This is a genomic window from Streptomyces sp. NPDC015127 (assembly GCF_043080095.1).
Taxonomy (GTDB): domain Bacteria; phylum Actinomycetota; class Actinomycetes; order Streptomycetales; family Streptomycetaceae; genus Streptomyces.
Genome location: NZ_JBIBVE010000009.1, coordinates 328087 through 340350 on the forward strand (window position 1 = coordinate 328087; position 12264 = coordinate 340350).

11 protein-coding genes are annotated in these 12264 nt (G+C 72.0%); 4 read left to right on the top strand and 7 right to left on the bottom strand.

Features of this window, described 5'->3' with window-relative positions; genetic code table 11:
* Positions 1-168: 168 nt before the first annotated feature.
* The 7 genes from ACF08N_RS20135 to ACF08N_RS20165 form a co-directional block, all read right to left on the bottom strand.
* Positions 169-855, bottom strand: coding sequence for a GntR family transcriptional regulator (locus ACF08N_RS20135; RefSeq protein WP_392325973.1), 687 nt, complete (start codon positions 853-855; stop codon positions 169-171).
* 51 nt (positions 856-906) lie between these two features.
* Positions 907-2289 carry an aldehyde dehydrogenase family protein gene (locus tag ACF08N_RS20140; protein ID WP_392325974.1) on the bottom strand — a complete coding sequence of 461 codons (1383 nt, stop codon included), beginning with the start codon at positions 2287-2289 and terminating at the stop codon, positions 907-909.
* Positions 2286-3290 (bottom strand): proline racemase family protein, encoded by a 1005-nt coding sequence (locus ACF08N_RS20145; protein ID WP_392325975.1) that lies wholly within the window; start codon positions 3288-3290, stop codon positions 2286-2288. The genes ACF08N_RS20140 and ACF08N_RS20145 overlap by 4 nt, the downstream gene beginning before the upstream one ends.
* A gap of 20 nt (positions 3291-3310) precedes the next feature.
* Entirely contained in the window at positions 3311-4219 is a 909-nt protein-coding gene (locus ACF08N_RS20150; RefSeq protein ID WP_392325976.1) for a dihydrodipicolinate synthase family protein, read from the bottom strand.
* 71 nt (positions 4220-4290) lie between these two features.
* Positions 4291-5745 (bottom strand): FAD-dependent oxidoreductase, encoded by a 1455-nt coding sequence (locus tag ACF08N_RS20155; RefSeq protein ID WP_392325977.1) that lies wholly within the window; start codon positions 5743-5745, stop codon positions 4291-4293.
* On the bottom strand, positions 5726-6040 hold the full coding sequence (locus tag ACF08N_RS20160) for a (2Fe-2S)-binding protein (RefSeq protein WP_392325978.1): 315 nt from the start codon (positions 6038-6040) through the stop codon (positions 5726-5728). The genes ACF08N_RS20155 and ACF08N_RS20160 overlap by 20 nt, the downstream gene beginning before the upstream one ends.
* A gap of 113 nt (positions 6041-6153) precedes the next feature.
* Entirely contained in the window at positions 6154-7317 is a 1164-nt protein-coding gene (locus ACF08N_RS20165; protein ID WP_392325979.1) for an NAD(P)/FAD-dependent oxidoreductase, read from the bottom strand.
* A 194-nt stretch (positions 7318-7511) separates the two neighbouring features.
* On the opposite strand from ACF08N_RS20165, the gene ACF08N_RS20170 reads away from it, so the two are divergent.
* Genes ACF08N_RS20170 through ACF08N_RS20185 form a run of 4 tightly spaced genes read left to right on the top strand, consistent with a single transcriptional unit; the run spans position 7512 to position 12206 of the window.
* Complete coding sequence (locus ACF08N_RS20170; RefSeq protein WP_392325980.1) at positions 7512-9263, top strand: ABC transporter substrate-binding protein; 1752 nt, start codon at positions 7512-7514, stop codon at positions 9261-9263.
* A 14-nt stretch (positions 9264-9277) separates the two neighbouring features.
* A complete protein-coding gene (locus ACF08N_RS20175; protein ID WP_392325981.1) occupies positions 9278-10225 on the top strand; it encodes an ABC transporter permease in 948 nt (315 codons plus the stop codon).
* Complete coding sequence (locus ACF08N_RS20180) at positions 10222-11211, top strand: ABC transporter permease (RefSeq protein ID WP_392325982.1); 990 nt, start codon at positions 10222-10224, stop codon at positions 11209-11211. Before ACF08N_RS20175 ends, ACF08N_RS20180 begins: the two co-directional genes overlap by 4 nt.
* Entirely contained in the window at positions 11208-12206 is a 999-nt protein-coding gene (locus tag ACF08N_RS20185) for an ABC transporter ATP-binding protein (RefSeq protein ID WP_392325983.1), read from the top strand. Before ACF08N_RS20180 ends, ACF08N_RS20185 begins: the two co-directional genes overlap by 4 nt.
* Positions 12207-12264: the final 58 nt, after the last annotated feature.

The following is a 12264-nucleotide window of genomic DNA, read 5'->3' on the forward strand; positions in this document are numbered from 1 at the left end:
GCCCGGGAGCCGCGACTCCGGTCGCAGCCCACCGTACGGTGTGACATGGCACAGCCAGCATGCTGCGATCGGCGGCCTGTGAGGAGCCCTCGTTCGCCCATAACTCCGCGTTATGGAGCTGCCCTTCGCGCCGGCTCGGGATCCGGAACGCGGCGATCCCGCCCGCCGCTACGCGTCGGCTCCCGTAGCGGAATCAGGCTTGGCCCAGAGCGAGCGGACATGACCGAGGTGCTTGACCATGCACTCCTCCGCCCCCTTCGCGTCCCCCGCGAGCATCAGGTCCAGCAGCTCCAAGTGCTCCTCGGCGGAGGGCAGCAGCCGATCCCGCTCGTCCAGGGCCGTCAGGCCGTACAGACGGGTGCGCTTGCGCAGGTCGCCGACGACCTCGACCAGCCGGTCGTTGCCCGCCAGGGCGAGCAGGGAGAGGTGGAATCGGCGATCCGCCTCCAGGTAGCCGATCAGGTCGTGTTCACGAGCGGCGCGCACGATCTCCTCGGCGACCGGGCGCAGCGCCTCCAGGTCGGCGCGGGCGGCGGTGCGCGTGACCCTGCCGACCGTGGGCACCTCGATCAGGGACCGGATCTCGGTGTACTGGTCCAGGTCGCGCTCGTCGACCTCGGTGACCAGGAAGCCCTTGTTGCGGACCGGCTCGACCAGGCCCTCGCGGGCGAGGTCGAGCATCGCCTCGCGCACCGGCGTCGCCGAGATCCCGAAGTCCTCGGCGAGCGCGGGTGCCGAATACACCTGCCCCGGCCGCAGTTCGCCGGAGATCAAGGCGGCGCGCAGGGCGTGGGCAACCTGGTCGCGCAGCCGCTCGCGGGTGGCGCCGAGGTCGCGGCGGATCAGATGGCCCATGGGGTCCCCTGGCGTTCTCTTCGTACCGAACAGGACCTCCAGATTACAATGTCACATTTCTCCTGCTGGTGAGAGGGTGTAGGTGCGGCCGGCCGTATAGAACTCCAGGGCGGCGCGGCCCTGCTCGCGCGGGCCGTGGCTGGATGCCTTGGTGCCACCGAAGGGCAGGTGGAAGTCGACACCGCTGGACGGGGCGTTGATCCGGATCATGCCGGTGTCCAGCCGGTCGAGACCGGACAGGGCCGTGTTCAGACCGGCGGTGTGGACGGAGGTGACCAGCCCGTACGGAACGGAGTTGGCGATCCGCACCGCATGGGCGAGGTCGTCGGCCGGCAGCAGGGCGGCGATGGGGCCGAAGACCTCCTCGCGCAGCAGCCGGTGTCCGGCCGGCGCTCCCTCGACCAGGGTCGGGGCGGCATACCAGCCGGGGCCGTGCGGAACAGTTCCTCCGACGAGCGCGCGCAGCCCGTGCAAGGCGTCAAGGACCTGGCCACGGGCATGCTCGCTGATGAGTGGCCCGCACACGGTCGCGGCGTCGGCCGGATCGCCCACCGGGACGGCGCGCAGCGCCTCGGCCAGCGCCTCGCGCAGCGGGTCGAGCGCGGCGCCGACCGCGATGACACGGCTGGTGGCGGTGCACTTCTGGCCCGCGTATCCGGCGATCGCGGCGGCGATGTGGCCCGCCGCCTGCCCGATGTCGGCGTCCGGAAGGACGATCGCGGCGTTGAGGCCGCCCATCTCGGCCTGGACCGGGACGCCCCGGCCGGTGGCGGCGCGCGCGACCGCCTGGCCGACGGCGGTCGAGCCGGTGAAGGAGATGACGTCGGCGGCGGAGACGATCGCGTTGCCTTCGACGGCACCGCCGGGGACGACGGTGAACACCCCGGCGGGCAGCGCCCTCTGGACGATCTCCGCGAGGCGCTGAGCGCAGGCGGTCGCCTCGGGGGCGGGCTTGAGGACGACCGCGTTGCCGACCGCGAGGGCGGGTGCGGCCTTCCAACTGGGGATGGCGAAGGGGAAGTTCCACGGGGTGATCAGCCCGGCGACACCGTGCGGGCGGCGCCGGCTCAGCAGCAGTCCGGCTCCGGCGGCCACTTCGTGGACCTCGCCGGTCGGCTCGTAGGGCGCCTGGGCGTAGTACCGCCAGATCGCGGCGGTACGGGCGACCTCGGCGCGGGCCTCGGTGAGCGGCTTGCCCACCTCGCGTACGGCGAGCGCAGCCAGTTCGCCGGCGGCGGCCTCGACGTCGTCGGCGACCGCGGTGAGCGCGGCCGACCGGGTGGCCGCCCCGCCCGCCTGCCAGTCCGGCTGTGCGGCTCGTGCCCGGTCCACGGCGTCCACCGCGGCGAAGGCGCCGGGAGCCGGGATCCGCACGAGGACATCGGAGGGGTCGGCCGGGCTGCGGGAGGTGAGGGTGTCCAGGTGGGTGGTCACAGGAGGAAGCCTCCGGGGAAGGGGTCGTCGGGGTCCAGGAAGTACTGGGCGGTGCCCGTGATCCAGGCGCGACCGGTGATGGCGGGTACGACGGCGGGCACCCCGCCGGCCTCCGTCTCCGCGACGAGTCGGCCGGTGAACTCCGTGCCGATGAACGACTCGTTGACGAAGTCCCGGTCCAGCGGGAGTTCGCCGCGGGCGTGCAGCTGGGCCATCCGGGCCGAGGTGCCCGTACCGCACGGCGAGCGGTCGAACCAGCCCGGATGGATGACCATCGCGTGCCGCGAGCGGCGGGCATCGGATCCGGGCGCGGCGAGGTAGACGTGCTTGACGCCGGCGATCTCCGGGCGCTCGGGATGGACCGGCCGGTTCGGCGACCGGTTGATCGCGTCCATGATCGCGAGCCCGGCGGCCAACAGGTCGTCCTTGCGGGTCCGGTCGAACGGCAGCCCCAGCGCGTCGAGTTCGACGAATGCGTAGAAGTTCCCGCCGAACGCCAGGTCGTAGCCGACCGTCCCGTACCCGGGGACCTCGGCCGCCAGCCCGAGCCCCGCGCAGAACGCCGGCACGTTGGTCAGGGTGACCGACTTCGCCGCACCGTCCTCGACGTGTACGTCCACACTCACCAGACCCGCGGGCGTGTCCAGACGCACGGTGGTCACCGGTTCGGCGACCGGGACCATCCCGGTCTCGACCAGCACGGTGGCCACCCCGATGGTGCCGTGTCCGCACATCGGCAGGAGCCCAGAGACCTCGATGAAGAGCACGCCGTAGTCGGCGTCGGGGCGGGTGGGGGGCTGGAGGATCGCGCCGCTCATTGCCGCGTGCCCGCGCGGCTCGTACATCAGCAGCGTACGGAGGTGATCCAGGTGCTCGATGAAGTGCAGCCGCCGCTCGGCCATGGTGGCGCCGGGAATCACCCCGACACCACCGGTGATCACACGGGTGGGCATCCCCTCGGTGTGCGAGTCGACGGCGTGGAAGACATGGCGGGTGCGCATGACGGCTCCTTGCGGCGTGGTCAGTGGTGGCCGTGGGCGAGGGCCTTCTCGGTCGCCTCGCGTACCGCGGCCTCGACCGGACCCGTCAGCGCGGCGCGTGGCGGGCGGACCGGGCCGCCGTGGCGCCCGGCGATGTCCATGGACAGCTTGATGGACTGGACGAACTCGGTCTTGGAGTCCCAGCGCAGCAGCGAGTGCAGCGACTTGTACAGCGGGACGGCCGTCTCCAGGTCGCCGGAGACGGCGGCGTGGTAGAGGGCGGCGCAGGTGGTCGGGAAAGCGTTGGGGTAGCCCGCGATCCAGCCCACCGCGCCGGCGAGGGCGAGTTCGAGAAGCACATCGTCGGCGCCGATCAGCAGGTCGAGGCCCGGGGCAAGCTCGGCGATCTCGTACGCCCTGCGCACATCGCCGGTGAACTCCTTGACCGCGACGATGGTCCCGTCCTGGTGGAGCCGCGCGAGCAGACCGGGCGTGAGGTCGACCTTGGTGTCGATGGGGTTGTTGTACGCGACGACCGGAACACCGGCCTTGGCGACCTCGGCATAGTGGGCGCGTACGGCGTCCTCGTCGGCGCGGTAGGCGTTGGGCGGCAGGAGCAGCACGGAGCCGCATCCCGCCTCGGCGGCCTGCTCGGCCCAGCGGCGCGATTCGGCGCTGCCGTACGCGGCGACGCCGGGCATCACCCGGGCGCCGTCGCCCGCGGCCTCGACGGCGGTGCGCACCACGCGGGCGCGCTCCTCGTCGGTCAGCGTCTGGTACTCGCCGAGCGAGCCGTTGGGGACGACGCCGTCGCAGCCGTTCTCGATCAGCCAGGCGACGTGCTCGGCGTACGCGTCGTAGTCGACGGACAGGTCCGCGCGCAGGGGCAGGGCGGTGGCGACCATGATGCCGCGCCAGGGCTGAGTGGAGTTCCAGGTGGTGGCGGTCATGTCAGTGAACCTCTCTATGGAATGTGACATTTCACAAGGGCAGCGGCTACCCCGGCTGGGTACGCCGGGGGTCAGTCGTCGGTCGGGTCGGAGGGAGCGGTGGCCGGTTCGAGCCCGGCGAGTGTTCCGAGCGGTACGGGGACCGCGAACAGGCGTCGTCCGGCGGGCGGCGGCACCTCGCCGCCGCCCGCCGCGAGGCAGGCCACGGCCGCACCGCACATCCGGCCCTGGCACCACCCCATGCCCGCCCTGGTCAGGAGTTTGACGGTCCGTGCGTCGCCGGCACCGAGGTCGGTGACCGCCTCGCGGACGCGCCCGGCGGTGATCTCCTCGCAGCGGCACACGTCCGTGTCGTCGGGAAGCCACTGCGGCCATCCCCGTCCGGGCGCGTGGCAGGCGGCCAGGGTGTCGCCGAAGGCGCGCATGCGGTCGCGCCGGCGGCGCAGCCTCTCCGCACGCCTTCCCCGGGTCAGCCCGCTCCGCCCGGTCAGCCGGGCGGCGATCGCGAGCGCCGCCAGTTCGCCCTCGGCGATGGCCAGTCGGGAGCCGCCGACGCCGCCGGTCTCGCCCGCCGACCAGACGCCGGGCACCGTCGTCCGCTGAAGTCCGTCCAGGACGAGGGCTTCTGTGGCGTCCGCGGTGCGGCGGGTGGCGCAGCCGAGTGCCGTGGCGAGTTCGATCTGGGGGGCAAGGCCGTGTCCCACGGCGAGGGCGTCGCACTGGATGCGCCGCTCCGAGCCGGGCACGGGCCGCCAGTCGCGGTCGAGCCGGGCGACGGTCACCGCCTCCACGCGCTCGGTACCGTGCACGTGCGTCACGGCACTGCGCAGCAGCGGGCGCACCCGGTGCCTCAGCATCGCTCCGCCGTGCACCACCGCCTCGACCAGCTTGTGCGGGTTGGCGGCGAGCGCCCGGGGATGGCGGGCGTACCGCAGATAGCCGGATGCCTCCACCACGGCGGGGACACGGGCCCCGGCGGCGGCGAGCGAGACGGCGACGGCCAGGAGCAGCGGTCCGCTCCCCGCGACGACGACCTGCTTGCCGGGCAGCACGAGCCCGGACTTGAGCATCGCCTGCGCGCCTCCGGCCCCCACGACACCGGGAAGGGTCCAGCCGGGGAAGGGAAGTTGACGTTCGTACGCCCCCGTCGCCAGGAGCAGCGTCCGGGCCCGCACGCGTACGGGCCGCTTCTCGTCGCCGTCCGCCCCGGTCACGGCGTGCACCGCCCAACAGCCGTCCTCTCCGGTCACGGACCAGACGTGGTGCCCGGCCAGGCGGCTGACGCCGCTCGATTCGAGCCTGCGGCGCAGATCGGCGAAGACCGACCAGTCGTGATGCAGGGCCTCGGGGCGTACGGCTCCGAGGGCGGCGGCGGGGTGCCGGTAGAACTGTCCGCCGACGTGGCCGGAGGCGTCCAGCAGAGCAACCGACAGGCCGGATTCGGCGGCGGTAACAGCCCCGGACAGCCCGGCCGGCCCGGCGCCGATGACCGCGAGGTCGTACGGTTCAGACGCTGAGCTCGGCACGGCCGTGTCCTTCCTGGGTGGTGATCTCGTCGCCCGGACGGGCCGGGACCAGGCAAGCCCTGCGGTTGGGCGTGCCGTTGACGGTGGCGAGGCAGTCGTAGCACTGCCCGATGCCGCAGAAGGCGCCGCGCGGCCGGCCCCCCACGCGCGTGGTGCGCCAGGCGAGGATGCCCGCCGACCACAGCGCGGCGGCGACGGACTGCCCGGACAGGGCGGGTAGCGGCCGCCCGTCCAGGGTGATCTCGAAGGGCGGGCCGGGCTGCGCGCCGACCAGTTCGGCGGGGGTACGGGCCACGGCGGGCCTCCTCTCTTCCAGCGTCGTCTTGTACGGGTCTGGACCGCGGGTCTCGTACACAAGGAACCCGGGCGGTCACCTCGGCGGTGCGGCTGCGCCGCCCGGCCGAGGGGTCAGTCGGCTCGGGGCGCCGGCCCGAACCGGGTCGGGTCGAACGGGGCGATGCCGACCGGTGGTTCGCCGCCGGTCAGGCACCGTGCGATCACGAGGCCGGTGGCCGGGGCGAGCCCGATGCCCGCGCCCTCGTGGCCGCAGGCGTGCAGCAGCCCGGGTACGCGCGGGTCGGCGCCGATCGCGGGGAGGTGGTCCGGCAGGTAGGGCCGGAAACCCGCGTACGTCCGCATCACCCGCACACCCGCAAGCACCGGGAACAGGGCCACGGCCCCCAGCGCCAGCCGCCGCAGCACCTCGGTGGACAGCGAGCGGTCGAACCCCACCCGCTCCCGGCTGGCACCGATCAGGACCGGGCCCGCGGGGGTCCCCTCCACCACGGCGGAGGTCTGCAACGCCGCCGAGCCACTGGCAACGTCCGCGACGTAATCGGCGGCGTACACCTTGTGCCGCACCACGCGCGGCAGTGGCTCGGTGACCAGGACGAACCCTCGCCGGGGCAGGACGGGCAGCTCCGCCCCGGCGAGCCGGGCGAGGTCGCCGCCCCAGGTCCCGGCGGCGTTGACCACGTACGGGGCATGAACCTCCCCCTTCGCGGTGCGGACGCCGCGGACCTCGCGCGCCGCCCCGGTGAGCAGGCCGGTGACCTCCTCGCCCAGCCGCAACCGCACCCGTTCCCCCGCCGCCCGCAGCAGATGAGCGGCGGCCAGCGCGGGCTGCACCTGGGCGTCCTGCGGATAGTGGAAGCCGCCCGCCAGACCGGGGGCGAGGTGGGGCTCCAACTCGCCCAGCCCGTCCGCCGGGACCTCCTCGGCCGCGACGCCCGCCGCACGCTGTCCGGCCGCGAAGGCGCGCAGCGCCGCCATGCCGGACTCGGCGGAGGCGACCACGAGTCCCCCCTTCGCCTCGTACTCGACCGCGGACGCGATCCCTTCACCCAGCTCTCGCCACAACCGGCTGGAGAGCAAGGCGAGTTCGAGCTCGGGCCCGGGCTCCTTGTCGGAGACCAGGAGGTTCCCCTCGCCCGCGCCCGTGGTGCCGCCCGCGACGGCGCCCCGGTCGATCACGGTGACGGTGAGCCCGGCCCGAGCCGCGTAGTAGGCGCAGGCAGCGCCGACCACACCCGCCCCGACGACGATGACGTCCGACGTGTTTCCCTTGAGCACGGCAGTAACATTTCACATTGCACTGCCGTTGCCAAGACCCCTCGATCGATCGCACCGGCGCGGCACGCCACCTCGGACACGGGTCGATAACGGAGGGCCCCGGGGCTTGCACAGTACAATTTCACATTACTATGTTACAGGTCACATTCCATCAGCCTCGAACAATCGTTCGGCCATTTACGGAGTGACCACTGATGAACAAGCGCACCCTGCACGCTGTCGCCACGGCTGCGGCGGCCACCCTCGCCCTCGGCGCGGCCGGCTGCACCAACAACAAGCACTCGGGCGGCAGCCGCGACGCGGACGGCAAGAACCCGGCGACGGCCAACATCGGCACGGCGGTGGGAGGCACCCCCGTCAAGGGCGGCACGCTGACCGTGCTGTCCAACCAGGACTTCACCCACCTCGACCCGGCCCGCAACTGGGTGGTCGGGGACATGGACTTCGGCACCCGGCTCCTCTACCGCACCCTCGTGACGTACCAGGCGGAACCCGGCGTGAAGGGCGGCGAGCTGGTCCCCGACCTCGCCGAGGACCTCGGCAGCTCCTCCAATGGCGCCAAGACCTGGACCTTCAAGCTCAAGAAGGGCCTGAAGTACGAGGACGGGACCCCGATCACGGCCCAGGACATCAAGTACAACGTGGAGCGGTCCTTCTCCCCGGACCTGCCCGGCGGCCCCGACTACGCGGCCCGCTATCTCGCCGGCGCCGAGGGCTACCAGGGCCCGGCCCAGGGCAGACACCTCGACTCCATCAAGACCCCGGACGACCGCACGGTCGTCTTCGAGCTGCGCAAGCCCTTCGCCGAATTCCCCTACGCGACCGTCCTGCCGACCTTCGCCCCCGTGCCGCGGAAGCAGGACAAGGGACCCCAGTACGACAACCGGCCCTTCTCCTCGGGCCCGTACAAGATCGAGTCGTACGCCCGGGACAAGCGGCTCGTCCTGGTCCGCAACACCCACTGGGACCCGGCCACGGACACGGTACGCAAGGCGTACCCGGACAAGGTGGTCGTGACGATGGGGCTCAAGCCCAACCAGATCGACGACCGGCTGATCGCCTCCCAGGGCGCGGACGCCTCCGCCGTCTCCTGGGGCAAGCTGCGCCCCGAGTCCACCCCCAAGGTGCTCACCAAGGCCGACGTCAGGGCCCGGCTGCTCGCCGAGTCCACCAACTGCACCGAGATGGTGCAGATGCACACGGGGCGTGCCCCCTTCGACAACGTCAAGGTCCGCCAGGCCGTGCAATACGCCCTGGACCGCGAGGCCGTCATGACCGCCTCGGGCGGGCCGGCCCTCAACGACGTGGCCACCGCCCTGATGCCGGGGCCGCTGTTCGACGGCAAGCAGCCCGACACCCTCAAGATCCCGGTGTCCGGTGACGTGGAGAAGGCGAAGCAGCTCCTGAAGGAGGCGGGCAAGCCGGACGGCTTCGCCACCAGCATCACCGTGTCCAACGGGGACAAGGGAGTCGCCGAGGCGGTCCAGCAGTCCCTGGGCCGCGCCGGCATCAAGGTCACCATCGAGACCGTCGACCCGTCCGCGTTCTACGACACCATCGGCGACACCAAGAACCGCACCGACCTCGTCTACACCGGCTGGTGCCCCGACTATCCCTCCGGCTCCACCTTCCTGCCCTTCGTCTTCGACGGCCGGTACATCAAGGAGAAGGGCAACTCCGGCAATCACTCGCTCTTCCGTGACCAGCCCACGATGAAGCGGATGGACGAGATCGCCGCCATGACCGACGCCGCACAGGCCAACGCGGCCTGGCAGCGGCTGGACGGGGAGATCCTCGCCAAGGCGCCGACGGCGCCGACCGTCGTCGAGCGCATGCCTCTGCTGCTCGGCACCAACATCGCGGGCGCCTACGGCCACACCTCTTTCGGGGGCCAGATCGACTACGCCACCGTCGGGCTCAAGAACCCCTCGACGAGCCAGGGCTGAGGGGCCGTCGCATCATGACCACGCAGGCAGGAACTCCGGTGAAGACACCGGCGGCGCCACCGGCGGGCAGCGGTCCCTGGCAGCTGGCCCGCGCGGAACTGCTCCGCCGCGCCTCCGTCAGGGTCTCCCTCGTCATCGTCGCGCTCTTCGCCGTGATGGCGGCAGCCGCTCCTCTGCTCAGCGGCCTGGGCGGCTGGTCCCCCGACGAGTTCGACAAGACCGCCGTCGACCCCTACCTCGGCGGCCTGCCCATCGGACCGTTCGGCGGGATCTCCGCCGAGCACTGGCTGGGCGTCGAACCCGTCACCGGCCGCGACCTGTTCGCCCGGGTCGTGCACGGCGCCCAGGTCTCCCTCCTCATCGCCTTCGCCGCGACCGCCATCGTCGTGGTCGCGGGCACCGCGGCCGGGATCGCGGCCGGCTACTTCGGCGGCCGCACCGACGCCGTACTCAGCCGGATCATGGACCTGACCATGTCCTTCCCCTCCCTCATCTTCATGATCGCGATGATGTCGGTGGCCAGGGACGTCAACCGGATCCTGTTGATGACCGCCGTCATCGGCCTCTTCGGCTGGCCCGGCATCGCCCGCGTCGTACGCGGCCAGACCCTCTCGCTCAAGCACCGCGATTACGTCGACGCCGCTCGCGTGGGCGGCTCCGGTTCCTGGCGGATCCTCACCCGCGACATCCTGCCCGGCGTCGCCGGGCCCGTCATCGCGTACACCACCCTGATCATCCCCGGCATGATCGCCACCGAGGCGGCGCTGAGCTACCTCGGCGTCGGGGTGCGACCGCCCACCCCCTCCTGGGGCCAGATGATCGCCGAGAGCGTCGCCTTCTACGACACGGACCCCATGTACTTCGTCATCCCGAGCGCCTGCCTCTTCCTGACCGTGCTGGCGTTCACCCTGCTCGGAGACGCGCTGCGGGACGTCCTCGACCCGAGGGGAAGCCGCTCGTGATCCTCTACCTGGGCCGACGACTGCTCGGCGTGGCCGGCGTGCTGATCGCCATCGGCGCCGTCACCTTCACCATCTTCTACGTTCTGCCCTCCGACCCGGCGGCGGCTGCCTGCGGCAAGTCGTGCAGCGCCGAACGGCTGGAGGCGATCCGGGCCCACATGGGCCTGGACCAGCCGCTGTGGCGGCAGTTCGCGGACTTCGTCACCGGCATCTTCACCGGGCGCACCATGGGCAGCGGCACGTACGCCCTGCACTGCGACTTCCCTTGTCTGGGCTACTCCTACGAGAACAGCCAGGGCGTGTGGGACCTGCTCATGGACCGGCTGCCGGTCTCCGCCTCACTCGCCGTCGGCGCCGCGGCGCTCTGGCTGCTCCTCGGGCTGACCGCGGGAGTGACCGCCGCCCTGCGCAAGGACACCCTCACCGACCGCGCCCTGATGGTCGGCGCCGTCGGCGCCGCCTCGGTGCCGGTCTACTTCACCTCGATGATGCTGATCTACGGCCTCATCCGGGTGGCGGGCCTGCTGCCCTATCCGCAGTATGTGGCGTTCGGCTCCGACCCCGTCGGCTGGGCAGCGAACCTGCTGCTGCCGTGGCTGGCGCTCGCCGTCCTGTACGCGGCCATGTACGCGCGCCAGAGCCGGAGCTCGATGATCGAGACGATGGCGGAACCCTTCATCCGCACGGCCCGCGCCAAGGGGCTCCCGCGGCGCACGGTCGTCGTGAAGCACGGCATGCGGGCCGGCATGACCCCGATCCTGACCATCTTCGGCATGGACCTGGGCGGACTGCTCGCCGGCGCCGTCATCACCGAGTCCATCTTCGGCCTGCCGGGCATCGGACGGCTCTTCTACGGCGCCCTGTCCACCGGCGACCAGCCGGTCATCCTCGGCGTCACCCTGCTCGCCGCCACCTTCATCGTCGTCGCCAACCTGGCCGTCGATCTGCTGTACGCCGTTGTCGACCCGAGGGTGAGGCTCAGATGACCAGCGCGCTGCTCTCCGTCAGGGACCTGACCGTCCGATTCGCGACCAGGAACGGACCGGTCCAGGCCGTGGACGCGCTCAGCTTCGATGTCCAGCGCGGTCGAACCCTCGGAATCGTCGGGGAGTCCGGCTCCGGCAAGTCCGTCACCTCCATGGCGGTCATGGGACTGCACACCGCGGCCGAGGTCACCGGCTGCATCCGTCTCGACGGACAGGAACTGACGGGCCTGACCGAACGCGAACTGGGCCGGCTGCGCGGCCGCCGGATGGCCATGATCTTCCAGGACCCGCTCTCCAGCCTCCACCCCTACTACACGGTGGGCGAGCAGATCGCCGAGCACCACCGCGTCCACTTCGGCTCCCGCCGCGCCGTCGCCCGGCGGCGGGCCGTGGAGATGCTCGCCGAGGTCGGCATCCCCGAGCCGGAGCGCCGGGCGGGCGAGTACCCGCACCAATTCTCCGGAGGGATGCGCCAGCGCGTGATGATCGCGATGGCACTGGCCTGTGAACCCGAGCTGCTCATCGCCGACGAACCGACCACCGCCCTGGACGTCACCGTGCAGGCCCAGATCCTGGAGCTGATCGCCCGCCTCCAGCAGGAACGCGGGCTCGGGGTCGTCATGATCACCCACGATCTGGGGGTGGTGGCCCGGGTGGCCCACGACGTCCTGGTGATGTACGGAGGCCGTGCGGTCGAAGAGGCACCCGTGGACGCCTTGTTCGCGAGCCCGGCCCATCCGTACACCCGTGGCCTGCTCGACTCCCTGCCCCGCCTCGACGACACCGACGACGCCCCGCTCCGGGCGATCCCCGGCAGCCCTCCTTCGCTCCTCACCCCCGCCCCCGGTTGCGCGTTCGCACCCCGCTGCGCCCTGGCGGCGGCCGCTCCGGCGAGCGAGCGGCTGCGCTGCGAAACCGAACGGCCCCTGCTCAGCGGGCCGGCCGGCCATCCGGCCGCCTGCCACCTCCCCTCGTACGAAGGCGTGACCGCATGACAGGCACAACAAGCACGGCAAACACGACGAGTGCGGCAAGGCCGACGAGCGCAGCGCC